Below are 22661 nucleotides of genomic sequence, written 5' to 3' on the forward strand. Positions count from 1 at the left end.
GCAGGGTGAAGTGTTGGCGATCAAAACCCAACTGCATTGCGCAAGCTGCTTTAGAGGTCGTGAGATGAGTAAAAACAGGTACCCCAGATTACTAGGCCTAGTGCCGCTGCTCGGCACGTTGTTGCTGGGAGGCTGCAACATGACCTTGCTCAATCCAACGGGCCAGGTTGGCCTGGAACAGCGAAACCTGATCATCACCGCGACCCTGCTGATGCTGTTGGTCGTGGTGCCGGTTATCGTCATGACCTTCCTGTTCGCCTGGAAATACCGCGCGTCGAACAAGAACGCCGTCTACACCCCGAAATGGTCGCACTCGACCAAGATCGAAGTGGCGGTCTGGACCATTCCGGTCCTGATCATCATCGCTCTGGGTTACATCACTTACATTTCCACCCACGAACTGGACCCGTATCGTCCGATCCAGTCCGACGTCAAGCCTGTGACCATCGAAGTGGTCGCGCTGGACTGGAAGTGGCTGTTCATCTACCCGGAACAAGGCATCGCCACGGTCAACAAGATCGTGTTCCCGGCGCACACGCCAATCAATTTCAAGATCACCTCTGACGCTGTGATGAACTCGTTCTTCATCCCGGGTCTGGGCGGCCAGATCTACGCGATGGCGGGCATGCAGACCAAGCTGCACCTGATCGCCGACCGCAACGCTGAAATGGACGGTATCTCCGCCAACTACAGCGGCGCCGGTTTCACCGGTATGAAATTCAAGGCTATCTCCACCACTCAGGAAGATTTCGACGCCTGGGTAAGTGAAGTCAAGAAGTCACCTAAACAGCTTGATCAAGCTGAGTACGCGGCCCTTGCCAAACCGAGCCAGAACAACCCAGTCGAGCTCTACTCGTCGGTCACGCCGAACCAGTTCCAGATCATCGTCGACAAGTACGAAGGTATGAAGCCGGGCAAGCCGCTGAAGCACGAGAAGAAAGAGAAAGAAGTGGCGGCCACGGATATTGACGCGGGTTCGCATTCAGCTGCCGGGGCAGAGGAGTAAACGATGTTTGGTAAATTAAGTTGGGAAGCAGTCCCATTCCACGAGCCGATCGTGATGGTGACCATCGCCATGATCGCCCTCGGTGGTCTGGCGCTGTTCGCTGCGATCACTTACTTCAAGAAGTGGACGTACCTGTGGACCGAGTGGCTGACGTCGGTCGACCACAAGAAAATCGGCGTGATGTACATCATCGTCGCCATGGTCATGCTGCTGCGCGGTTTTGCCGACGCGATCATGATGCGTACCCAGTTGGCCATGGCCACCGAAGGTTCGCCTGGCTACCTGCCACCTGAACACTATGACCAGATCTTCACCGCTCACGGTGTGATCATGATCATCTTCATGGCGATGCCATTCTTCACCGGCCTGATGAACCTTGCAGTGCCGCTGCAGATTGGCGCGCGTGACGTGGCGTTCCCGTTCCTCAACTCCCTGAGCTTCTGGCTGCTGGTGTCCGGCGTTGTGCTGATCAACCTGTCGCTGGGCGTCGGTGAATTCGCCAAGACCGGTTGGGTTGCCTATCCACCGCTGTCGGGTCTGCAATACAGCCCTGGCGTGGGGATGGACTACTACATCTGGGCGCTACAGCTGTCCGGATTGGGTACGACGCTAACGGGGGTCAACTTCCTCGCGACCGTACTGAAAATGCGTACCCCTGGCATGAAACTGATGGACATGCCGATCTTCACCTGGACCTGCACCTGGGCCAACGTTCTGATCGTGGCTTCGTTCCCGATCCTGACCGCGACCCTGGCACTGCTGACCCTTGACCGTTATATGGATTTCCACATTTTCACCAATGAACTTGGTGGCAATCCAATGATGTACGTCAACCTGTTCTGGGCCTGGGGCCACCCTGAGGTTTACATCCTGATCCTGCCGGCCTTCGGCATCTTCTCGGAAGTGATCTCGGCCTTCACCGGCAAGAAACTGTTCGGCCATCACTCGATGATCTACGCCTCGGGCGCGATCTCGGTACTGGGCTTCATGGTCTGGCTGCACCACTTCTTCACCATGGGCTCGGGTGCCAGCGTCAACGCCTTCTTCGGTCTGGCGACGATGCTGATTTCCATCCCGACGGGTGTGAAACTGTTCAACTGGCTGTTCACCATCTACCAGGGCCGTCTGCGCTTCACCAGCCAGGTGATGTGGACCCTGGGCTTCATGGTGACCTTCGCCATCGGCGGCATGACCGGCGTACTGCTGGCCATCCCGGGTGCTGACTTCGTGCTGCACAACAGCCTGTTCGTGATCGCGCACTTCCACAACGTGATCATCGGCGGTGCGGTATTCGGTTACATCGCTGGCTTCGCGTTCTACTTCCCGAAAGCGTTCGGCTTCAAGCTGCACGAAGGCTGGGGTAAAGCAGCGTTCTGGTTCTGGATCTCGGGCTTCTTCGTCGCGTTCATGCCGCTCTATGCACTGGGCTTCATGGGCATGACCCGTCGTCTGAACGCCACCACCAACCCTGAGTGGGTACCGTACCTGTACGTTGCCATGTTCGGTGCGGTGATGATCGCTGTCGGTATCGCCTGCCAACTGATCCAGCTGTACGTCAGTGTGCGTGACCGCAACAAGCCAGAGAACGTTTGCGATCACGGTGACCCGTGGAATGCACACACCCTGGAATGGTCGACCTCGTCGCCACCACCGTTCTACAACTTTGCTGTGCTGCCTAAGGCTGACTGCATCGACCCGTTCACTGAAGCCAAGGAAAACGGTACTGCGTACCAGCGTCCGGCCAATTACGAGCCGATCCACATGCCGAACAACACCGCCACTGGCGTGGTGATGGGCGCACTGTTGACCGTCTTCGGTTTCGCGATGATCTGGCACATCTGGTGGTTGGCAATCGCCAGCCTGGCCGGCACCGTCATCTACTTCGTGATCCACGCTGCACGTGACGACCAGGGCTATATGGTTCCGGTTGAAACGATCGAGCGTATCGAAGCCGAGCAGCACAAGCGTCTGGTCGCGGCAGGGAAAATCCCGGCCGGTGCCACCCGTGTTGAAACCTCGTTGGAACAGGCTTAAACCATGTCGAACTTAGTGACCAATGTTGGACACGCCCATGGTGACCATGGGCACGATGACCATCACCACGACTCGGGCGAGATGACCGTATACGGTTTCTGGCTCTACCTGATGACCGACTGCATTCTGTTTGCGTCGATCTTCGCGGTGTACGCAGTACTGGTAAACAACGTTGCCGGTGGCCCATCGGGCCACGACATCTTCGAACTGCCTTACGTGCTGGGCGAAACCGCTCTGCTGTTGTTCAGTTCGATCACCTACGGCTTCGCCATGCTGGCGTTGTACAAAGGCAAGAAGCAGGCGGTCCTGGGCTGGTTGTTCATGACCTTCCTGCTCGGCGCGGGCTTCATCGCCATGGAGATCAACGAGTTTCACCTGCTGATCTCCGAGGGCTTCGGTCCTAGCCGTTCGGGCTTCCTGTCGGCGTTCTTCACCCTGGTCGGTACTCACGGTCTGCACGTTTCGGCCGGTCTGATCTGGATGGGCGTGATGATGTACCAGGTCAACAAGCACGGCCTGACGGCGACCAACAAGACCCGTCTGAGCTGCCTGAGCCTGTTCTGGCACTTCCTGGACGTGGTGTGGATCTGCGTATTCACCGTTGTTTACCTGATGGGGACTCTGTAATGGCTAATGCACACTCCCATGACAGCCATGATGCTGGCCACGGCAGCGTTAAGTCGTACGCCATCGGCTTCATCCTGTCGGTGATCCTGACCGTCATCCCGTTCGGCCTGGTGATGTACCCGAGCCTGCCGAAGGCGACGACGCTGGCAATCGTGCTGTTGTTCGCAGTGATCCAGGTGATCGTTCACCTGTATTACTTCCTGCACCTGGACCGTTCCATTGCTCAGCGCAACAACGTGATCGCATTCGTCTTTACGGCGATCGTGATCGTGCTGCTGGTTGGCCTGTCGCTGTGGATCATGTTCAGCATCCACACGTACATGATGGCGAAGTGAGGTAGACCCGATGTCGCTCAAGCACTTTATCCAAATCACCAAACCGGGGATCATTTTCGGTAACGTGCTTTCTGTGGCAGGCGGGTTCTTCCTGGCCTCGAAAGGGCATGTCGATCTGGCGGTGTTTCTGGCCGCCATGATCGGTACTTCCCTGGTCGTGGCCTCCGGTTGCGTGTTCAACAACTGCATCGACCGCGACATCGACCTGAAGATGGAACGCACCAAGAACCGCGTGCTGGTCCAGGGCTTGATCTCCCTGAAACTGGCACTGGTTTACGCGACCATTCTGGGTGTTCTCGGCGTTGCCTTGTTGTACAAGGTGGCCAACCCGTTGGCTGCCTTGTTCGCAGTAATCGGCTTCATCATCTACGTCGGCTTCTACAGCCTGTACCTCAAGCGCAAGTCGGTTCACGGCACGCTGGTGGGCAGTCTGTCGGGCGCCATGCCGCCAGTGATCGGTTACGTCGCCGTAACCAACAGCTTCGACATGGCCGCGCTGACCCTGCTGGTGATGTTCAGCCTGTGGCAGATGCCGCATTCCTACGCCATCGCGATTTTCCGCTTCAACGATTACCTGGCCGCCTCGATTCCGGTGCTGCCAGTGAAGCGCGGGATTCAAGTGGCGAAGAAGCACATCCTGCTCTACATCCTGGCGTTCCTCGTAGCGACCCTGATGCTGACCTTCAGCGGCTACGCCGGCATGAGCTACCTCGCCGTCGCCGCGGCCATGGGCATGTACTGGCTGTACATGGCCTGGACCGGCTACAAGGCAGTGGATGACACGGTCTGGGCACGCAAGCTGTTCGTGTTCTCGATCTTCACCATCACCGCGCTGAGCGTCATGATGTCCCTGGACTTCAAGGTGCCAAGCGAGCTGCTGCTGACGTACGCGCCGTAAGGTTTACAGGCTTCACGAAAAACCCCGCACATTGAGAGATGTGTGGGTTTTTTGTTGGCTGAAATATGCTCGTTCGGGGTGCTGCCATTCGCGAGCAGGCTCGCTCCCACAGTTTGCGGTTGCGGCCATTCGGTAAAAGACCTAGATTCGGATCCAACCCCGACAGTAGTAGCTCCAAGCCATCCTTCGGTGCTCGACTGTCTCAACCCGTGCATTGATCAAAAGGCTGGGCGCAATGACCGAACGGATGACCTGCGATGAGCGCTTTATCGCCCTGGCCGAAGAACTGAACTACGACATCTATGGCGAGAACACCGCCGGTGGCAATTACGCGCCGTTGATTCGGCATCATGATGAGCTGTACATCAGCGGGATGGTGCCGCGGGTCAATGGCAAGATTCTCTATCCGGGTCGGGTCGGGCTGGAGTTGACCCTGAAGGACGCGCAAGCCGCCGCGAGCATCAGCGCCATGCGTTGCCTGGCGTTGATCGTCGATGCGGTGGGGTCGCTGGACAAGATCCGCGCGTTGTTGCGGGTGACGGTGTATGTGAAGTCGACGGCTGATTTCGTCGACCTGAGCGAAGTAGCCAACGGCGCTTCGGATGTGTTCAGCCATGTGCTGGGCGATGCTGGGCGGCATACGCGCACCACCATTGGTGTGTATCAGTTGCCGAAGAATGCGGCGATTGAAGTGGACATGATTGCGGCGGTGCATGCTTCGGCTTGAGGTCTGTGGTGCCTGTTTCCCTCACCCTAACCCTCCCGAAACGTCGGACCGCCCGGAGGGAGAGGGGACTGACCGAGTCGTTCTCTGAAACTACGGCGACCTGAATATTGAGTGAACCGCAATCTTGAAAACAGCCTGAATCGGCTCCCTCTCCCTCGGGAGAGGGCTGGGGTGAGGGGCGGCGATCGATTCAACACCACCAATCCCCAGCCGAAAAAAAAGCCCCGCCTGATCACTCAGCGCGGGGCTTCTTCACAAGCACTCTGCGGCTTACTGCGCCGCGATGCTGTACCCCTCAAACGCCGTCTTCTGCTGCAACGCAGTAATGATGTTCTTACGGTTCACAGCCTGTTCCGTCCCGGCATTGTCCAGGAAGGTTTCGCTTTCCAGCTCGGCTTCATCGCCTTCACCGACGAAGGTGAAACCAAGGAATTCCAGCGCTTCACGATCTACGTTCAGACGCGAACGCGGCGTGCGCAGCGGCAGGGTCACGCTGGCGCCGTCCTTGCTGATGGTGAAGATTTCGACTTCTTTCTTCTTCGCAGCCTTGCCCTTGCCGCCGCCCGGATTGCTGATCGCCTGATGGGTCTGGTTCAGCACTTTCAACGCGAGGCCGTAGACGATTTCCTGAAACGCCGGATCGTCCTTGAAGCTGGACAGAATGCGCCCGATCGAGAACTTGCTGCTCAGGTCTTCCAGCGCGGCGAGGTCCGCAGCCTCGGCGTCTTTCAGCGCTTTGAGTTCGCCCATCAGTTCGTAGGCCTTGTCGTCATCGAAACTGTCGTGGGCCTGACGAATCGCGGCGCGCAGTTCGCGGATCTGGTCACTCTCGCGCGTCGACTGGAACGCGTCGAGGACCATCTCGCTGATGATTTTGGCTTGTGGCAGGTGTTGTGAAAGATTGATGGAGTTTTCGTATTCCGCTTTGGACGACTGGGTGGCTACGGATTCAGCGGTGTTGAAATCGGACATTGAAATTTCACTACTTTTAACTTGAATGGAGACGAACAAGCCCAGGGCTTTTTCAGGCCGACTAATTTAGGGGAGCGGGGCGGCGTTGTCACGGAGCAACGGGCTGGTGGTCGGGTTTTTTCCCGGCCGCTGCTATTTCTGACGCGGACGTTCCATGGCAATCACGGAAATCTCAAAGCCCAGACTGGCGAAAAAGGCTTCCGCGCCGTCGCGTCCCGCACGCAGCACCCAGGTGATGTCAGGGTTGTCGCCCATCACATGCTCAACCAGCGCCCGGCCAATGCCCTGGCGTTGATGCTGAGCATCAACCACCACCATCGACAGGTAGCCATTGGAGACTTCGTCAGTGATGCCGCGGGCGAAGCCGACGATCTGATCGCCGAGCAGGGCGACGGCTGTGCGTTGCGAATTGGCGATCAAGCGAGCGAACGATTCGGCGTCGCCGGTGCGATGGCGCCAGCCATGTTTGCCGAGAAACAGCCGTGCCGACTCTGTTTCATCGGGACGCAAGTTGCGAACGTTGAGCGTGGTCTGCATGGATTGAAGTCCTTTTCAGCTTTCGATGGTCGAGCGCCCTGCGTCAGGTTTCCCCCACGTGCGCATCGCAAATTCGACGAACCTTCTTAGCTTCGGCAAACGATAACGATCCGGGGCATACAGCAAATGCATCGGCCGACTCGGTGGCGGGTAATCGGCGACTACCTTGACCAGTTTGCCTTCGCGCAGGTCCTGTTCGACCAGTGCGTCGGGCAGCATCATGATGCCCATGCCGTTACGCGCGGCCTGGTGCAATCCGGCGGAACTGTTGATCAGCAGCGGCCCGCTCACGTCGACGAGGACTTCTCCGTCCGGGCCGCTGAGGCGCCAGCGCTTTTCCACCGATTGCCAGTCATCACCGGCAGGGTAGGCAAACGACAGGCAGTCGTGTTGCTGCAAGTCCTGTGGCGTGTGCGGCATGCCGCGTCTCGCGATGTAGTCGGGGGAGGCGCAGACCGTCAGGGTGTAGTCGATCAAGGGGCGGGCGATCAGGTTGGACGACTCATCGAAACTGCCCAGCCGAAACGCGACATCGAGGCCATTCTCCAGCAGGTCCGGGCGGCCGTTGGTCAGTACCACGTCGAGTTTCACTTGCGGATACAGCAGGGCATATTCGCTGAGCGCCGGGGTCAGGCGTTCGACGCCAAAGGTCAGCGGCGCGGCAATGCGCAGCAAGCCGCGTGGCTCGTCGAGGGCCTGTTCGGCAAGGCGTTCGGAGTCGGCGACCAGACCGAGCACGTCCAGGCAGCGCTGGTAATAGACGCTGCCGAACTCGGTGAGCCGCTGGCGGCGGGTGGTGCGCTGCAGCAATTGCACGCCGAGCCGTTGCTCCAGTGCGCGCAGGTGATTGCCGACCATGGTCGTCGACATGTCGCACTGCAAAGCGGCTGCGGTCATGCTCCCGCCCTCGACAACTTTGACGTACACGCTCATCGACTGGAACAAATCCATTATCAAGCCCGGCTTTTAAATGATTGAAGTTTTGCCGAGTTTATCCAGTTTCGCTGGCTAACCATACTGCCAGCACACCGACCGAACTGGAGTTTCACGTCATGACCGCCGCGCTGATGAACACCTACCAACCACTGGCCCTCAGCTTCACCAAAGGCCTGGGCACGCGCCTGTGGGATCAGGCCGGTCGTGAATACCTGGACGCAGTGGCCGGGGTGGCGGTGACCAACGTCGGCCACTCGCATCCGCGCATTGTTGCGGCGATCAGCGAGCAGGCGGGATTGCTGCTGCACACCTCCAATCTGTACAGCATCGACTGGCAGCAACAGTTGGCCAGACGGCTGACCAGATTGGCGGCCATGGAGCGCGCGTTTTTCAACAACTCCGGCGCCGAGGCCAATGAAACCGCGCTGAAACTCGCGCGTTTGTATGGCTGGCGCAAGGGGATCGAACAGCCGCTGGTGGTGGTCATGGCCAACGCGTTTCATGGCCGCACGCTCGGCACCTTGTCGGCCAGCGATGGTCCGGCGGTGCGTCTGGGCTTCAACGAACTGCCGGGGGATTTCGTCAAAGTGCCGTTCGGCGATCTCGCCGCGCTGGAGCAAGTGCAGCGTAAACACGGCGAGCGCATCGTGGCGATTCTGGTCGAGCCGATTCAGGGCGAAAGCGGCGTGCAGGTCGCGCCGCCCGGTTACCTCAAAGCTCTGCGCGATCAATGCAATCGCCACGCGTGGCTGCTGATGCTCGATGAAATCCAGACCGGCATGGGCCGCACCGGGCAGTGGTTCGCCTTTCAACACGAAGGCATCGTTCCCGACGTCATGACCCTGGCCAAAGGCCTCGGCAATGGCGTGCCGATCGGCGCTTGCCTGGCACGCGGCCGCGCGGCCGACCTGTTCACCCCCGGCAGTCACGGCAGCACCTTCGGCGGCAACCCGCTGGCCTGCCGAGTCGCCTGCACCGTGCTGGACATCATCGAAGAACAAGGTCTGCTGGACAACGCGCGGGTACAGGGCGAGCGCCTGTTGGCCCGGTTACGCGCAGAGCTTGCCGACATCCCCAATGTGCTGGCGATTCGCGGACAGGGACTGATGATCGGCATCGAGCTGAAACAACCGGTGCGCGACCTGACCATGATTGCCGCACGGGATCATGGCTTGTTGATCAACGTCACCCGCGGCAAGACGATACGGCTGCTGCCTCCGTTGACGATTGATGAGCGGGAGGTGGGGATGATTGTCAGAGGGGTTGGGCGAGCACTGGCCTCTAGTCAATCGTCGTAATCACGGCATCGCAACAGCTGGAGCACTTACTGCTTCAGCTGTATTCATCATTGCGCAGTAATCTGCAAAGGAAATCATTACCACAGGATCGGCACTTCGCCTGATAACGAGCAGGGGCGTGCGGTCGTTGATGACCTGATCCATGGATTTTGCAAGGCACGCTCGGACTTTGCTGTAGGCGATGGTTTGCATGAGTTAGACCTTTGGTGGGTAGAGCACAATTCGGCAGGATTCAATTGTGTTCAGTATCACCCAGGTATTCTGGAGACGTTTCCGAGAGGTTTGTAATCCCGATCGCCAGTACTTGTCAGCAACTGGGCTGCCGTTAGATGGCACCTCACCAGCCATCACTTAATCCGGCTCATCCCCCAACTCCGGCGCCAACATCCGCGTCTTCACCGCCCCATTCGAATTGTGTTGAACAATCTCGCTCGGCTGCCCCTGTTCATTGAAAAACACCTGTCCGATCCCCGCCGAATTCCACAGCCGTTCCCCTGCCTCGGCATGTTCGGGCGTGTACGGCACGATGCGCATCTGCCGGCGCTTGGTGAACCAGTTCAACGGCGAGCGCGGTGAGTAGAGCCAGCGGTTGAGGCGGTCGAACCATTCCAGCAGGGCCGGTGGGAATTCGTTTTTGATGCCGCTGCTGGTGATCTGCCAGATGCGTGGGCCGGCCTTGCGATGGCGGATCAGCACTTCGTAGACGAACGAATAATGCACGTCGCCCGACAGCACCACGTAATTTCCCGGTGTGCGCGAGTGGCGGAAAATGTTCAGGATCACTTGCGCGGCGCCGCGATGGGCCATCCAGTTTTCCGCATCGACCAACAGCGGATAACCGCACCAGCTGAAGACCTTTTGCACAGTCTCGATGAGCTTCACACCAAAGATCGGTGCCGGGGAAACGATGATCGCCGACGGGTGATCGAGCAGTTCCTGCTGCAGTTCGCTGAGCGCTTCCCAATCGAGCAAACCCGAAGGTTGCTTGAGCGCCATTTCACTGCGCCAGCGCCGTGTGCGCGTGTCGATCACCACCAGCGCCGGACTGCTCGGCAGAACGAAATGCCACTGCTGAAAGCGCAGCAACTGATCAATCAAATCGTCCTGCACCGGTTGGTCCAGATAACCGTCATCGCCGCTGGCGCTCAGCTGTCGGGTCTTGGCCAATACGTCCTTGAATGCATCGGGATTGTTGCCCCAGCCTTGGCACAACAGATAAGCGATCAGCGCATTGCCGATGATGCGCTTGGAAAACGGATGGCCGTAGGCGGTTTCTTCCCACTGCGCGGACAGGTTCCAGTCATCGGTGATGTCGTGATCGTCGAAAATCATCAGGCTCGGCAGATGCGCCAGTGCCCGGGCGACGTTGCCCAGGCCGGCCTTGAAGGCATCGATGCGCGTCTGTTCGAGGCGGTAGCGCTTCAGGCGTGGCGGCGTCAGCGTCGGTGCCTGCGGATTGATCAGCGACCACGGCGTCGGCGACCACACCAGCAGGTACATCGCCATGACTTCGGCGAAGGTCACCAGATGATTGTCGGCGCTGCTGCTGGTGAAAATCGGCTTACGCGCACCGCCGAAAAATCGCTCGCGCAACGTCTCGTTGCTCTCCAGCGCCGGTAACAAATCCGCGCGGTGATAGTAGCTGGCCGGGTGTTCGTAGAGCTTGGCGCTGTCGCTGACGACTGCGCCTTCGAGGTGCTCGTCGAACAGGCCGAGCCGTTCAATCAACGCATGAATCGCCCGCAGCATCGGCCCGGCCACGTCGTCGGCGTAGACCTGATCGCCGCTCATCATCAGCAGCGTCGGGCGTTGTTGCGGTTCGGTTTCCTCAGCCAGCAGCTGATCAACGCAAAGCAGGCCATCGGTGGCCGGGTGATGCGGCTTGCGGCAGGAACCATGCAGCAACTGATCGATCCGCGCGCGCAGGACGAAGTTCGGACTCGTCGCCTCGCCATACAGCAGATGCGGCGCCCAGTCGGCAACACCCGCGGCGTTATCAATCAGCAGGTCATAGTCGATACGCGTATCGCAGGGCAGGGCGCTGTCGAGGGCAACATCAATCAGGTGAACAAACGCGTGACGGCCTACGGGAATGACCGTGCATTTCCCGGCATCGAGAGGAATGTCTCCTACACCTTGCAGGCGCAAGGTCAGCGCCAGTTCACGGCTGCCGACCAGCCACATGACCAGCCGCGTGGGCTGCAGACGGCGCAACAGCGGGCCGGCCAGCACCGGCGGCAGCAAAGAGGGATCAGTCAGGTGTCGAGACATCGAAGGGCAAAGCTCAAGGCGCACAGGCTGGCGATGATAACGCAGCCGGCGCCTTGAGCGCTTAAGCGAGGCTTAAGAGGCGGCTTTTTGTACTTTCAGCGCCAGCAAGCGCCATTCGCCAGCCGTCGCGTCAACCCGTGGCTGCTCTTGCACAGAGCAATCGAAACGGTAGGTGACATCGTCGCCATTCATGTTGCGCGCGGTGACGCTGTTGCTGAAGGTGTAGACCTGATTCTTGAAGCGATGGCTGACCAGCGCTTTGCTATCGGCAAAACGCGCCGAAGCGGGATAGCGCAGGGTGCTGGTCACGAACGGGCTGCACATCACATAGGCGATCATCGACTTGTCGGCCTGTTCGTCGCCGCGCAATTTCTTGTTCAGCGCGGCCAGGGCCATGCGACCCTCATAGTCGCTTTGATTCAGCACCGTCTGCACCGCCATGGTTTTTGGCGCCCGGCTGGCGTAGTTCGGCAACAACGCCGAGTCGGCAGGGGGACGGCGCGGCGTCCGGCTCGATGGCCGCAAAAGCCGGCGCATCTTTCAGCTCGGCGGCGGGTGCGACTGCCTCGGCTTCGGGCAACACAGAGGTCGGTTCGACGTTTTGCGCCACGACACTCTCGGGCTGCTCGTCTTTATACGCAGAAGGAAACAGCGACAGCGTGATCGACAACACCACCAACCCGACAATGAAACCGCCCGCCGCGCCAACGATGTTGCTGTAGAAAATATTCCAGCTACCGCGGTTCTTCACCACCCAGCGCCACATCAAACCCCAGACCGCGACAAACGCCAGAAAACGCAGAAACTCCATTTGATCCTTTCCCTTGAACCTTCATAACCTGAAACGGCACTCATCGACGGTGTGTGCCAAAGATGGCCGGCAAGATAACAAAATAGGCGCGCCGTCCGGTTATGGTTGCGGAAAATAATTCGCCGCCAGAAACATCAGCGTGACCATCCCCGCAGCGAAACCACAGACCCCCGCGAGCAGTTGCCGGGCGACCGGATGCACTGGCTGTCGCCGCTTGGCCATCCACAACCACACCCCCGCCAGGACGCCGGCGCTGGTCATGAAACTCACCAGGCTGCCATGCAGTCCCGGCGTTGCCATGGTAGTGCCGAACAGCCCGTCATAAATCAGCGTGAAGACAATGCCCGCCACCACGGCACTGCCAGCCCCGGCAAGGTTCGCCAGCAGCAGATTCCAGTTCCCACGCTGCCGCACCACCCAAAACCACATGGCAGCCATGACCCCTGCACACAACAAAGCATCCATCGAATTTTCCTTCCTTCCACGAGACAGAGACGACGACTGGAAGCGTCAGTAGCGAGTGGACGGCAAGATAGCAAAATAGTAGCGTCGCGCCATGCCTTCTCTGTCATGGACTGCGCGTCGCTGATCAGAAGAAATACCGGGATGTTTTCTCAAGCAATGCCCGCGCAACATTCAAAGAATGTCGCGCAAATACGCCGTGATCGCGAGCAGCGGCTGCCCCAACTGCTCCAGCGATTGCGCCTGACTCAATTGCGCCGACAACTTGCTCAACTCCCGCCCCAACGGCTTCTCAACCCCACCCAACGCATCCATCGCCAGGCTCAGGCATTCACTCATCTTGAACTGAATCGCCTGCACATCGCCGCGCTTGACCAACAGCTCGAAAATGTCCTTCTGGTAATCGCCCATGACCATGTCATCACGCAGAATCGGGCTCAGGCCTTCCTCCTCGTAGGCGAGTTTGAGAGAGAAGAGGGCGATGGTTTCCAGTGAGGTTTCCATGGGGTGTCTTGTCAGTTGAATGGAGGACTTGGAACCGATGCGCACACGAAGATGCCGCCGGCAGCCTGTAGCGCGGGCGTGATTATACGAGCCGCTGGTGCAGCGTTGACATTCATTTTGTTGTGGCGCTTTGATTAGATCAGTTGAACATCAGTGGAGTAACTACCATGGAATACGACGAACAATTGATCGACGACGCCGTCCTTGCCCTCCTGGCGGCTTACGCCTCCGACCGTGGTCATACCTGGAAAGGCTATGACTTCGAGATCATGAATCGATTGCATGAGCAGGGTTTGATCAGTGATCCAGTTAACAGGAACAAATCGGTTTGGTTGACGGAGGAGGGGTTGGAGCGTGGGCGGGCGATGGCGGCGCGGTTGTTTGGGGGAAGTGCTCAGGCTGAGCCTGCAAACGACTCCGACACCTGAGTCCGTACTATGTCACGTGCGACCCGCGCGGTGGTGAGCCTTCAGCGTTGCGCGTCCACTTTATTGCAGACGAAAAAAAGGCCTTGCAAAGCAAGACCTTTCTTAATTTTGGTGCCCGAGGGAGACTCGCTTGTTCCAGATATCCTGTGGTCTGTAGAGGATTCCGAAAGTTTGGGATACAAGCTGGGATACACGGTGTGCTCTGTTAGCCTTCTCATCCTTTCGCCGGGCTGTATCGACGACTGATTGCGACCTACAGTTTCTGTATAGGGAAGTCGGGTTGTAGCAAATCAGCTATCGAAACCAAGAGCTCATCGATCGTCCACGGTTTCTGAAGGTAGACCGTAGGAGCAGACACTGTTGCAGGCAAGAGTTCGTAACCGGACATCAATAATGTTTTGACGGACGGCCACTTTTCTCTGACCAGTCGAATAAGCTCCATCCCGTTGAGCTGGCCCGGCACGCCGTAGTCAGCGATCACAAGGCAGCAGTGCTTGCTTGATTGCAAGAGATACACCAGCGCGTCATCGGCTGACTCAAACGTGACGGCCTCCGCGCCTAACTCCTCCACGATGTGTTGGGTAATCCTACGCAGAGTCGGATCGTCCTCGATGATCAATATCTCACCATCGATTCGTCTCATTCCTTCCCAGTTTGCGATCATAGATGGCCTTATCATCGCCTTAGGCGGACGAACGTGAAGGTGAAGTCTAGCGCCAAACTGCCTCGCTTGTTTTCCGAACCTTTGGCAACGAGCAAAACGGGTCCGGATCGCCTGGCGATTGAAAAATAGCCGGGGCCCCTGGCGATATTGAGTAGACACGGGGTCGGAAACCCGCGGGACTTCGTTAGTGGAAGGTTTTCAAAGTTACTGAAATTTCAGTCATTGAAATCGAAAGAATTCTGCTGAAAAGAGGCCATCGTTACCGCATTGGTAACGATGGCCTTTTGTGTTGATGATTATGGACACCTTGGGCCGTCAACCGAGTCAACCTGTCAACCAATGTAGAAAATTCAGCCACTACCAAGATCGCGCGGGTTTTATGCCCCGTGCCATTCGGAAATGCTCAGGGTCCCCGGCGACCTCTCAACACCTTGTGCAATTGCACTGGTGAACTGTGTGTTCACCCGGTTCACCTGTTCACTAAGCTGCGCACCTGTCCGCTAACAAAGTCCGGCGGGTTTCCGACCCCGTGTATGTCTATTTTGCTCAGGGGCCCCCGGCTCCCGCTGGAATCTTTCCGCTGGTGGATCTTATGTTAATGGGGGGTGGGGCAGACATGTAAAAAATAGCGTGTAACGGGTGTTACAGGTGTAGCGCTATATTCCAACTGGTTGATTTTATTGAATAAAACTAGCGTTACACTGATTGGGGATTTCTTCGGAATGAGGTGTAGCATTAAGGAAAGGTGTAACGTTTCGATCCTTCTACGGATAAAGCAGCGGCGCATCTCGGCGGACAAAGCAGCGCAGTTAAGACCGTCAATGCCAAAAACTGCCACCTACGTGCGTCTGCTTTCGGCCTAAAGCGGTCGCTCCGTTTCTCTACTCCGAGTGGACCGTTGCAAGCAGCCTTACCCCCAGCATCGTACGCTGGGCCGTGCCATTTGCTTTTTGGAAGAGATTCGCTTTCTCCATCTCATACTGCGCCAACGCACTTGTGATGTAGTCATCCAAACTTTTTATCCACTGTCCATTGCTGCAAAAGCAAAAGGCTTTTCCCCAACCCAGGATTACTCGGTCGAGATTCTGTAAAGCGCCAGAGTAGGATCCCTTTGGGGATATATCCCCAGCTTCGACACTGAATTTCATCATGCGTATCGATGCGTCTAAATCGGACTTGATCCGCTCCTTGAATCGCTCCCTCGTAGCTGTAGATGGCTGAACCAGTCCTGCCGAAACGAAGCAGCCTAAGAAGTCGAATCCTTTAGCTGTAAGGCCCCTTGAAGCTTTATCGCTTGTCGCTGAGGGCCGGTATGCTTCAAGTGATAGTTTTTTGAGCTCAGCCTGTGCTTTGTTAAAAGCACGATCGACGCAGCTCATGTCCTCCCCGAGGATTAGGAAGTCATCGATGTACCGCAGACACGTGACATCACCATCGTTCATGGCCCTGTCAAAGTCTCGTAGGTACAAATTGGCTATGAGTGGGGATAGGGGGATCCTTGAGCTATACCCTCCACCCCAATTGGGAAAATCTCATCCAGACGCCGACGTCGAAGCAAGTCAATGTTCGCAAGGTCAGTAGTGATCGCAGCTCGAAATAATGCAATCGTATCAGGGCATGTGATGTGAGGGGCTACGAGTGCCATCACACGGGCCTTGTCAATTTTAGTGAAGAACTCGGCGATATCTGACCTGATATGGAAGGTGGCACCTTTTGCAATGACTGCTTTGGTATCGGCTATCGCCATCGAGACTCGTTTGTTTTTTATGCCTCCGTAGCTCGTAGGGGTAGCCAGCGCTTCTTTCACGAACTTAATACGGGATAAGGCCTCAAGTAGAGCCCGCTGGACGATCCGGTTGGGTATAGGTGAAAGCACAATCGGGCGAGAATTTCCGTTGGCTTTGAGTTTTGCCACGCCGGTCTGCTTTTGGAAGGCGAAGGTCTTCTTGGATAGCGCGCGCTGGATGTCGGAAAGCGACCGAGGGAGTTGGCTCTCGAAATCCTTGGCTTCGTTTCGGATAGTTTCGGACGATGAAGAAAAGGCACTTTCTTTGACCTTCCTCCAAGCCGCATACAACGAATCCCCGCTATAAATCCTACGGTAAAGCGATGAGGTCACAAAAACTCCTTGTTTGTTGGGAGACACCAGTGAACTCTCACCCAACTGCTACAGGGGACCTTCAACCTTCGGGAGACCGCGAAGCCTTAACGGCGATCTTGGTCGCGACCCGGACAGCAACCTCCGAAGAGAGATGGCTGGCGTCTGTCAAACTTGGTTCAGTGCGGTGAGGCGGCTGCACCAGCAAGCAGGCGAGGCTGATCGCAGTCACGAAACTCCGTGGTGCGGCGAGCGCCAAGCTGGCACGTTTTTGCATAAACGCATGATTACCCCCAAAGTTTCCGTCAAAATACGATAAATCGTAGCTTTTTGGGCCTCGCGGTTAAGCTTGCGCTATGCACCAGGTTGGCACGTTTTTGCACGACCGCACTTTCTCCACCGAAGGCCCCGCCAAGGCGCAAATCGTACCTTTTTGGGTTTCGCGGTCAAGCGCACGCCGTGCGGCTGAACATCGAACACCACGCTGAAAATAAAGCTGCTAACCGTCTGGTGACCCCAACGTACAGACAGAGTTACGGTTATTGACGCAGCAGTCGAGCGGTGCTCTTTACCTTCGGGAGACCGCGAAGCCTTAACGGCGATCTTGGTCGCGACCCGGACAGCAACCTCCGAAGAGAGATGGCTGGCGTCTGTCAAACTTGGTTCAGTGCGGTGAGGCGGCTGCACCAGCAAGCAGGCGAGGCATCCCGATGTTAATCAGCCATCCGGCCAAAAGCCATCTATTTGGCGGCTCATTATCAGAAAGCGATAGGATGAGGATCGGGTTCACTATACTGCTCGCGAAAAAGTGAGTGCCCTAAAATCGGCGCCAGATTCTAATGCTGGCGATAGCCGTCTATAGCGCAAGCTCCAATGCCCTACGGATCGGTCGAAACCAAACCTGCAAACATCGACTGTCTGCTTTTGGGCGCGTGCAGCCTCCTGCCATAGCCAGAAACCGGCCAATAGCTGCCATTCGTGAAAGTCAGCTATCGTCTAAAAGTAGTCGTCATGTGTGGTACAGATACGGAGCGATTCAGTCTTCGCTCCCCAGCCGCTCTTTAACAAATTCAATTGGTGGCATCGCGCGCCGTCATTTTCCTTACGTGACCGATATCGCATCACGGCAGGCGCTTCGAGACAGAAATGCAAGTAGGTATTGTAGCGCCAATCGTTTTGGGGTCTTATTCACCTAAAATGAATGCGATTTAATTAGACGATCGCTTAAAGCATGCGAATTGACGTACTTTCCGAAATCACCACGATTAATAACCATTGGCACGGAAGAGCAAATGAAAAATAATCTTATTTTTACTTATCCTGAAATTCTTGGAATGTTTGGACGTCACTTGTTGGCTGGGCGGACAGAATCTCGTGCTTTTCTCGGGTGGTACTTAGAACACTACTTTCGATTGGAAGAATCTGACTCTCAAGATACCATCTGTGACGGCCCAGACGACAAGGGTATAGACGGTATCTATGTTGATGAAAACTTTGAAAAAATTGTAGTTTTTCAAACAAAGCTCTATCAAAACACTCGCAAAACACTGGGTGATGTTACTCTTAAAGAGTTTGCCGGCACTATGGATCAGCTGAAGTCCAAAGCCAGTATCGAAAACTTAGTAGCAACGACGGTTAATATTGAATTAAAAGGTCTTATAAAGGATCTTGATATTGCCAACTTGGTGGAAAAAGGCTATAAAATAACTGGAATCTTTATTACAAATGTTGAAGCTGATAATAACGCAAAGAATTATATAGCTCAGCGACCTGATATAGTAATATTTGATCAACTAAGATTGTCTGAAGATTGGGTGGCTGCCGGGGAGTCTGCACCCGTTCATTCTTCTGTGACTTTTCGTCTCGACGGCCAAATGGCAATCGAATACACAACGCCCGATGCTAAAGTGTTTGTTGCACCGCTTCTTGCTACTGAACTGGTAGCTCTACCTGGACTCCAAAGCGGGGAGCTATTTGCTTGGAACGTAAGGAAAGCGCTCGGCAGAACAAAAGTAAACAAAGCTATCGCGGAGAGTGTAAACGAACAAGCAGAGCATAAAAACTTTATCCTATATCACAACGGCTTGACCATACTCGCCGAATCTGTAATCCGCGAAAATGACCATATAACAATCGACGGGTACACTGTTGTTAACGGTTGCCAAAGCCTTACAACACTTCATGAGCAGCGGGCAAAAATAACTAATGAACTGAGGCTGCTAGCTCGCATCATTATGCTGCCGCCGCAAAATGAACTTGCAGCAAAAATCACCCGACACAGCAACAACCAAAACTCGATAAATGCACGCGACCTTCAATCCAATAGCAATATTCAAAAAAGACTCCAGACAGAATTTCGTAATGACTTTCCTGGAGTGTATGATTACGAAATCAAACGCGGTGAAAAATTAACAGCTGATAATGTTATTACTAACGAAGAGGCAGCGAGACTGCTACTTGCATTTGATTTGCAACAGCCGTGGTCCTGTCACCAATCTTACAAATTGTTCGATGAGCTACATAGTGAGATTTTCGGGCGTCCCGAAGTTACAGCTGGTAGGATCGTAGCACTTCAAATACTGCATCTAGCAATATTAAACTCTCTAGAATTGTTTAGAGATCAGCTTGTGGCGAATTATAAGTTGGTTCAATTTTTCATGCTTTACCTTATCCGTCAGGCGATGCAGGAAGATGATGCAGGTAAAGCCTTTATCTCTAATGCGGGCCGGTTAGTAGAAATCGTCGGTGCTGATAATGCGTTGAAAATTTTCGCGCCAATTGTAGCTGACCTCATAACCGATTTGAATGCCGAGATTGAAGAGCGCAGAGAAGGAAGCAACCCATTTGACCATAAACGAGAACTGAAAAGTCCGACGGCGATAAAGGCACTTTCAAAGCAAATTATCCCTTCCTATGTCAAAGCCATTCGCCGTGATCGAGCAACTTCTTTCACAGCGGAGCTTGCGAAATACGGAATTAGTCCGGGAGATTTGCAATAATTTTCTATTGTCCGAAGGCAAAAGCTAGGCCGTTAGGAAATGGTCTGGCTTCCCTAAAACTGCTCCGCTACCGAGAAGCGCTAGCGTAAGCTTCGATCTCATGATTTATTCGAAAGAAGCTTTTTTAAGTTTCAAAACGGCTGTTATAAGAGGCTCTATAAGAATTCCTCTGTGAGCCTGATGTGTCCAGCTAAGGATTAGACTTGAGCGCTAATTTTTAGTCGTCATCCAATGATGAATTTATGTTCTAATAAAAAGCGTAGCCATGTAGGAAGTTGACCATAGTGAATTTTGTTTTTATCGCTGCACTCGACTATTTTCATATAGAGCAAAAAATTTTCTGCACTGTAGGGTTTGAACGAAAGCTGACCCTGACCAATGATAGTGAAAAAATTTCAGCTCTGATTAATGATTTTCACATCAATCAGATTGGAAAGCTTGAGTACAATTATCTAATTTCCGGTCGGCCTGTTCTCTACGTTGAGCGCAAGCTTGTTGCTCCACAATCGATGGAAGAGATGCTATTGGATTTTCTTAGGGAGATCCAAAGTTTTTGCGGGGAAATGTGGCTGTGGCGTGATAACAGCATAAATTGCCAACAAGCATTTGCGCTCGCAGTGGATATAGAAGCCCTATCAGTAAACTGTCTGCCGGTATTCAACTCCAATGCTACTGGAGAGGACGTCAATATAACAGTCAAAGCAGAAGAGTTTCATGCATTGATTGAGGGGCGCATCGTTCAGTTTGATAGTTTCAAAGAGCGCACCATTCCGAAGCAAACTTCGCTCAGGAAGTCAATGGGGCGCCTAAATGTTGGCCTTTACCATTTGCAGGCCGCTCGAAATAACCGGGACTTAGGTTTTAAAATTGCGTGCTACTGCAGTTTTTTTGAATCGCTGTTCAGTACCGATACTGCAGAGCTGTCTCATCAATTATCCCAAAGAATAGCTTTTTTCTTGCACGATGAACCTGAAAAAAGAATTGAATTGTACAAGCTAACCAAAAAAGCGTACGCAGTCCGATCTAAGGCAGTGCACGGAGATAATTTAGACAGTTCAGTCGCGAACCTCAAAAACTTAGCCGTTCATTGTGATGATTTAGCTAGAGCTTGTTTGTTAAAGATTTTTGGCAATAAAAAGCTCTATGATATGTTTAGCAACAGCTCTAGAGAGACGATTGCAAATCACTTGGCAGGAATGATTTTTGGCATAAGTTGAACGCCTGCATTTTAACTTATTTAGATTTCTCGTAGCTGTTCAGGGCGTGCGGCATCGAATACCGTTATTGCGTGGCTAATCTATATGAGTTTAAATGCGCCATAATTGCCACCATCCTTGTGTGGGTGCTGAGCGAAAGCAGCCCCTAGTTTTGCTGCTAAAATGTCCTGCTGAGCATGTCTTTCGTCACTCTTGGTTGGAGCTTTCGGACGATATTGAGCTGAGTGCTAGTAGCAAAAAGGGCCCGTCTGGGCCCTTTTTTAGGTATAGCTTCTTTTACTTCTTCAACCATCCCTCGACGACGTCGGCGCCGTGTTTGGCTTTCCACTCCTTCAACACTTTGTTGTTCCCACCCTTAGTTTCGACCAATTCACCGGTACTCGGGTTTTTGTACACCTTCAGTTCGCGAGGTTTGCGCTTGCCTGATACCGAACCAGAGGTTTGCGGCCGCGTTGAGGCGTGAGGGTCCAGCAGATTGACGATGTGCTTCAAGCTGAAACCATAGTGTTCAAGCAGCTTGCGCAGCTTCGTTTCGAACTCGATTTCTTTCTTCAGTCCGTCATCACCCTTTAGTGCTTCCAGTGCCTGGAGCTGCTCGGCGAGGTGTTTTTCCAACTGACGGTATTCTGCGAGTTTGGACATGTTGTTTCCCTTTAGTGAGGAGATGCATGCTCATTTGGATAGTAACGATGGTTACAAGTTCAGCACTATTTCCGGCGATTCAGTTGGCTTTCAATATGCGTCATTTCCGATTTAATCGCGTTGATAGTCAGCGTTTGTATCGGATTGGTTTTGTCCGGCCCTGCGTTGATGGTCTTCAGTAGGGCATTGAGATGAGCCTTTCGAGTTTTGAGCGTGTCAGACCAACTGGCACTATTCTGTATCGGCTTGTTCATTAAGTTCATCCTTGCGTTGTTCCAGATTGCTCATATTTTCGGGCTGCTGCTGCACCGGCAGGCTGTCGAGCTGGATTAAGTCCCGCGCGCTGTATTGGTAAGAGCGGTCTATGAGCTCGTGCCATGTCCATCGCCCATGATTTTCGCCTTGTTCGGGTACGGCCAAATTCATCATCCCTACCTGATCAAGATCCAGCAGTTTGTAATTAGCCCACAGCTTTCCACCCACCTCGAACAATGCTTTTGCGGCCTCGTTCCATCGCTCCTCGAGTACCGTCTGCGAGAGCCAAAGCGCGGTGCGTTCTATCGCCCTATGCTTTTCCTGCGCTTCAGCGATGTAATTATCCACGGTGAGCAGCTCTTGCTCCAAAGCGGCCATGATCAGGTGTTGCCGACGGTCATGTTCGGCGGCGGCTGTCAGGTTCTTCGCCGCCTTTTGTGCGTCGGTGTTGGCGGTCTTCTCGCCTTCGGTATCGCCCCATGCAACGGCCTGTGCGTACGCAGTGGCAGCGTCCGTTTCCGCCTGACGCGCTTTGATCATGTCCTCCGCCGCCTGTTGTTGGATCTGCTCCAGGCGAGTGCTGAGGCTCTGGCGCTTTTCGTTTAGCTCCTGCTCATCAGCCTTCCAGTTATCCATCGCCTCGATGTAACCCGCCATCAGGGAATCGCAGTTGAGAAGATTCTCACGGCGACTGATCTTCCGATCCAAAAGGTCGGCATTGTTGTTGCGCGAATCGAAATTCCGTTTCAGCTCGTTGTACTTATCCCGTAGTTCGCGTTTCCGATCCGGTTCAATGGGGTCGTCACTTTCCAGCACAGTATCAAGTGGCAGCATTTCGGCGTGAAACCGTTCTGCCTCGCTGCGCAGTTGGTCGCGACGGTCTTTCAGGTCTTGAATCTCGTTCATGTGTTTAGTCTCTGTGCAATTCGATTGGGGGTTG

25 protein-coding genes are annotated in these 22661 nt (G+C 54.8%); 10 read left to right on the top strand and 15 right to left on the bottom strand.

From position 1 onward, the window contains the following. Positions 1-64: 64 nt before the first annotated feature. From cyoA to M0746_RS02215, 6 genes are all read left to right on the top strand, one after another. A complete protein-coding gene (gene cyoA, locus M0746_RS02190; RefSeq protein ID WP_090286083.1) occupies positions 65-1006 on the top strand; it encodes a ubiquinol oxidase subunit II in 942 nt (313 codons plus the stop codon). 3 nt (positions 1007-1009) lie between these two features. Next, a complete protein-coding gene (cyoB, locus tag M0746_RS02195) occupies positions 1010-3040 on the top strand; it encodes a cytochrome o ubiquinol oxidase subunit I (protein WP_258448069.1) in 2031 nt (676 codons plus the stop codon). A 3-nt stretch (positions 3041-3043) separates the two neighbouring features. Further along, on the top strand, positions 3044-3667 hold the full coding sequence (gene cyoC, locus M0746_RS02200) for a cytochrome o ubiquinol oxidase subunit III (protein WP_090286077.1): 624 nt from the start codon (positions 3044-3046) through the stop codon (positions 3665-3667). Further along, positions 3667-4002: a cytochrome o ubiquinol oxidase subunit IV gene (gene cyoD / locus M0746_RS02205; RefSeq protein ID WP_007916940.1), complete on the top strand. Its 336-nt coding sequence runs from the start codon at positions 3667-3669 to the stop codon at positions 4000-4002. The genes cyoC and cyoD overlap by 1 nt, the downstream gene beginning before the upstream one ends. Before the next feature lie 10 nt (positions 4003-4012). Next, positions 4013-4900 carry a heme o synthase gene (gene cyoE / locus M0746_RS02210; RefSeq protein WP_090286075.1) on the top strand — a complete coding sequence of 296 codons (888 nt, stop codon included), beginning with the start codon at positions 4013-4015 and terminating at the stop codon, positions 4898-4900. 235 nt (positions 4901-5135) lie between these two features. Further along, positions 5136-5627, top strand: a complete 492-nt coding sequence (locus M0746_RS02215) for a RidA family protein (RefSeq protein ID WP_090286073.1) — start codon at positions 5136-5138, stop codon at positions 5625-5627. Between the two features lie 270 nt (positions 5628-5897). On the opposite strand, the gene M0746_RS02220 is transcribed toward M0746_RS02215, so the two are convergent. From M0746_RS02220 to M0746_RS02230, 3 genes are all read right to left on the bottom strand, one after another. Next, complete coding sequence (locus M0746_RS02220) at positions 5898-6599, bottom strand: hypothetical protein (protein WP_258448070.1); 702 nt, start codon at positions 6597-6599, stop codon at positions 5898-5900. 132 nt (positions 6600-6731) lie between these two features. Then, on the bottom strand, positions 6732-7136 hold the full coding sequence (locus tag M0746_RS02225; RefSeq protein WP_258448071.1) for a GNAT family N-acetyltransferase: 405 nt from the start codon (positions 7134-7136) through the stop codon (positions 6732-6734). A 15-nt stretch (positions 7137-7151) separates the two neighbouring features. Continuing rightward, positions 7152-8087 (bottom strand): LysR family transcriptional regulator, encoded by a 936-nt coding sequence (locus tag M0746_RS02230; protein ID WP_258448072.1) that lies wholly within the window; start codon positions 8085-8087, stop codon positions 7152-7154. A 101-nt stretch (positions 8088-8188) separates the two neighbouring features. Between M0746_RS02230 and M0746_RS02235 the strand changes: the two genes are divergently transcribed. Then, positions 8189-9370: an aspartate aminotransferase family protein gene (locus M0746_RS02235; RefSeq protein ID WP_258448073.1), complete on the top strand. Its 1182-nt coding sequence runs from the start codon at positions 8189-8191 to the stop codon at positions 9368-9370. Here M0746_RS02235 and M0746_RS02240 read toward each other — a convergent pair whose 3' ends face one another. From M0746_RS02240 to M0746_RS02265, 6 genes are all read right to left on the bottom strand, one after another. Next, a complete protein-coding gene (locus M0746_RS02240) occupies positions 9371-9562 on the bottom strand; it encodes a type II toxin-antitoxin system Phd/YefM family antitoxin (RefSeq protein WP_258448074.1) in 192 nt (63 codons plus the stop codon). Positions 9563-9721: 159 nt separating this feature from the next. Next, a complete protein-coding gene (locus tag M0746_RS02245) occupies positions 9722-11641 on the bottom strand; it encodes an alkaline phosphatase D family protein (RefSeq protein ID WP_258448075.1) in 1920 nt (639 codons plus the stop codon). A gap of 72 nt (positions 11642-11713) precedes the next feature. Then, on the bottom strand, positions 11714-12082 hold the full coding sequence (locus M0746_RS02250; protein ID WP_258448076.1) for a hypothetical protein: 369 nt from the start codon (positions 12080-12082) through the stop codon (positions 11714-11716). Beyond that, positions 12045-12452 (bottom strand): hypothetical protein, encoded by a 408-nt coding sequence (locus M0746_RS02255; protein WP_258448077.1) that lies wholly within the window; start codon positions 12450-12452, stop codon positions 12045-12047. The genes M0746_RS02250 and M0746_RS02255 overlap by 38 nt, the downstream gene beginning before the upstream one ends. A gap of 99 nt (positions 12453-12551) precedes the next feature. Continuing rightward, positions 12552-12917, bottom strand: a complete 366-nt coding sequence (locus M0746_RS02260) for a hypothetical protein (protein WP_258448078.1) — start codon at positions 12915-12917, stop codon at positions 12552-12554. Between the two features lie 171 nt (positions 12918-13088). Further along, positions 13089-13418 (bottom strand): hypothetical protein, encoded by a 330-nt coding sequence (locus M0746_RS02265; protein WP_258448079.1) that lies wholly within the window; start codon positions 13416-13418, stop codon positions 13089-13091. Positions 13419-13585: 167 nt separating this feature from the next. Here M0746_RS02265 and M0746_RS02270 point away from each other — a divergent pair, with 167 nt between their 5' ends. Then, positions 13586-13846 carry a DUF6429 family protein gene (locus M0746_RS02270; RefSeq protein WP_258448080.1) on the top strand — a complete coding sequence of 87 codons (261 nt, stop codon included), beginning with the start codon at positions 13586-13588 and terminating at the stop codon, positions 13844-13846. Positions 13847-14099: 253 nt separating this feature from the next. Here the strand turns inward: M0746_RS02270 and M0746_RS02275 are convergent, their stop codons facing one another. The 3 genes from M0746_RS02275 to M0746_RS02285 all read right to left on the bottom strand — a co-directional run bounded on the left by M0746_RS02275 (position 14100) and on the right by M0746_RS02285 (position 16629). Continuing rightward, entirely contained in the window at positions 14100-14510 is a 411-nt protein-coding gene (locus tag M0746_RS02275) for a response regulator (RefSeq protein ID WP_122507812.1), read from the bottom strand. A gap of 881 nt (positions 14511-15391) precedes the next feature. Then, a complete protein-coding gene (locus M0746_RS02280) occupies positions 15392-15952 on the bottom strand; it encodes a hypothetical protein (protein ID WP_258448081.1) in 561 nt (186 codons plus the stop codon). A gap of 32 nt (positions 15953-15984) precedes the next feature. Continuing rightward, complete coding sequence (locus M0746_RS02285; protein ID WP_258448082.1) at positions 15985-16629, bottom strand: hypothetical protein; 645 nt, start codon at positions 16627-16629, stop codon at positions 15985-15987. A gap of 1271 nt (positions 16630-17900) precedes the next feature. On the opposite strand from M0746_RS02285, the gene M0746_RS02290 reads away from it, so the two are divergent. After that, positions 17901-19607 carry an AIPR family protein gene (locus tag M0746_RS02290; RefSeq protein WP_258448083.1) on the top strand — a complete coding sequence of 569 codons (1707 nt, stop codon included), beginning with the start codon at positions 17901-17903 and terminating at the stop codon, positions 19605-19607. A gap of 284 nt (positions 19608-19891) precedes the next feature. Beyond that, positions 19892-20824: a HEPN domain-containing protein gene (locus M0746_RS29095; protein WP_258448084.1), complete on the top strand. Its 933-nt coding sequence runs from the start codon at positions 19892-19894 to the stop codon at positions 20822-20824. A 276-nt stretch (positions 20825-21100) separates the two neighbouring features. Here M0746_RS29095 and M0746_RS02300 read toward each other — a convergent pair whose 3' ends face one another. From M0746_RS02300 to M0746_RS02310, 3 genes are all read right to left on the bottom strand, one after another. Then, positions 21101-21466, bottom strand: coding sequence for a histone-like nucleoid-structuring protein, MvaT/MvaU family (locus tag M0746_RS02300; protein ID WP_258448085.1), 366 nt, complete (start codon positions 21464-21466; stop codon positions 21101-21103). A 65-nt stretch (positions 21467-21531) separates the two neighbouring features. Continuing rightward, complete coding sequence (locus tag M0746_RS02305) at positions 21532-21720, bottom strand: hypothetical protein (protein WP_258448086.1); 189 nt, start codon at positions 21718-21720, stop codon at positions 21532-21534. Further along, positions 21698-22627 (bottom strand): chromosome segregation protein SMC, encoded by a 930-nt coding sequence (locus M0746_RS02310; protein ID WP_258448087.1) that lies wholly within the window; start codon positions 22625-22627, stop codon positions 21698-21700. The genes M0746_RS02305 and M0746_RS02310 overlap by 23 nt, the downstream gene beginning before the upstream one ends. Between the last annotated feature and the right edge of the window lie 34 nt (positions 22628-22661).

Source organism: Pseudomonas sp. S11P7 (genome assembly GCF_023195435.1).
Lineage (GTDB): Bacteria > Pseudomonadota > Gammaproteobacteria > Pseudomonadales > Pseudomonadaceae > Aquipseudomonas > Aquipseudomonas fluorescens_G.

Bases quoted from the DNA above. Each gene is read 5' to 3' on its own strand.
- cyoA (WP_090286083.1), top strand. From the start codon at position 65: ATGAGTAAAAACAGGTACCCCAGATTACTAGGCCTAGTGCCGCTGCTC.
- cyoB (WP_258448069.1), top strand. From the start codon at position 1,010: ATGTTTGGTAAATTAAGTTGGGAAGCAGTCCCATTCCACGAGCCGATC.
- cyoC (WP_090286077.1), top strand. From the start codon at position 3,044: ATGTCGAACTTAGTGACCAATGTTGGACACGCCCATGGTGACCATGGG.
- cyoD (WP_007916940.1), top strand. From the start codon at position 3,667: ATGGCTAATGCACACTCCCATGACAGCCATGATGCTGGCCACGGCAGC.
- cyoE (WP_090286075.1), top strand. From the start codon at position 4,013: ATGTCGCTCAAGCACTTTATCCAAATCACCAAACCGGGGATCATTTTC.
- M0746_RS02215 (WP_090286073.1), top strand. From the start codon at position 5,136: ATGACCGAACGGATGACCTGCGATGAGCGCTTTATCGCCCTGGCCGAA.
- M0746_RS02220 (WP_258448070.1), bottom strand. From the start codon at position 6,599: ATGTCCGATTTCAACACCGCTGAATCCGTAGCCACCCAGTCGTCCAAA.
- M0746_RS02225 (WP_258448071.1), bottom strand. From the start codon at position 7,136: ATGCAGACCACGCTCAACGTTCGCAACTTGCGTCCCGATGAAACAGAG.
- M0746_RS02230 (WP_258448072.1), bottom strand. From the start codon at position 8,087: ATGGATTTGTTCCAGTCGATGAGCGTGTACGTCAAAGTTGTCGAGGGC.
- M0746_RS02235 (WP_258448073.1), top strand. From the start codon at position 8,189: ATGACCGCCGCGCTGATGAACACCTACCAACCACTGGCCCTCAGCTTC.
- M0746_RS02240 (WP_258448074.1), bottom strand. From the start codon at position 9,562: ATGCAAACCATCGCCTACAGCAAAGTCCGAGCGTGCCTTGCAAAATCC.
- M0746_RS02245 (WP_258448075.1), bottom strand. From the start codon at position 11,641: ATGTCTCGACACCTGACTGATCCCTCTTTGCTGCCGCCGGTGCTGGCC.
- M0746_RS02250 (WP_258448076.1), bottom strand. From the start codon at position 12,082: ATGGCGGTGCAGACGGTGCTGAATCAAAGCGACTATGAGGGTCGCATG.
- M0746_RS02255 (WP_258448077.1), bottom strand. From the start codon at position 12,452: ATGGAGTTTCTGCGTTTTCTGGCGTTTGTCGCGGTCTGGGGTTTGATG.
- M0746_RS02260 (WP_258448078.1), bottom strand. From the start codon at position 12,917: ATGGATGCTTTGTTGTGTGCAGGGGTCATGGCTGCCATGTGGTTTTGG.
- M0746_RS02265 (WP_258448079.1), bottom strand. From the start codon at position 13,418: ATGGAAACCTCACTGGAAACCATCGCCCTCTTCTCTCTCAAACTCGCC.
- M0746_RS02270 (WP_258448080.1), top strand. From the start codon at position 13,586: ATGGAATACGACGAACAATTGATCGACGACGCCGTCCTTGCCCTCCTG.
- M0746_RS02275 (WP_122507812.1), bottom strand. From the start codon at position 14,510: ATGATCGCAAACTGGGAAGGAATGAGACGAATCGATGGTGAGATATTG.
- M0746_RS02280 (WP_258448081.1), bottom strand. From the start codon at position 15,952: ATGAACGATGGTGATGTCACGTGTCTGCGGTACATCGATGACTTCCTA.
- M0746_RS02290 (WP_258448083.1), top strand. From the start codon at position 17,901: ATGAAAAATAATCTTATTTTTACTTATCCTGAAATTCTTGGAATGTTT.
- M0746_RS02300 (WP_258448085.1), bottom strand. From the start codon at position 21,466: ATGTCCAAACTCGCAGAATACCGTCAGTTGGAAAAACACCTCGCCGAG.
- M0746_RS02305 (WP_258448086.1), bottom strand. From the start codon at position 21,720: ATGAACAAGCCGATACAGAATAGTGCCAGTTGGTCTGACACGCTCAAA.
- M0746_RS02310 (WP_258448087.1), bottom strand. From the start codon at position 22,627: ATGAACGAGATTCAAGACCTGAAAGACCGTCGCGACCAACTGCGCAGC.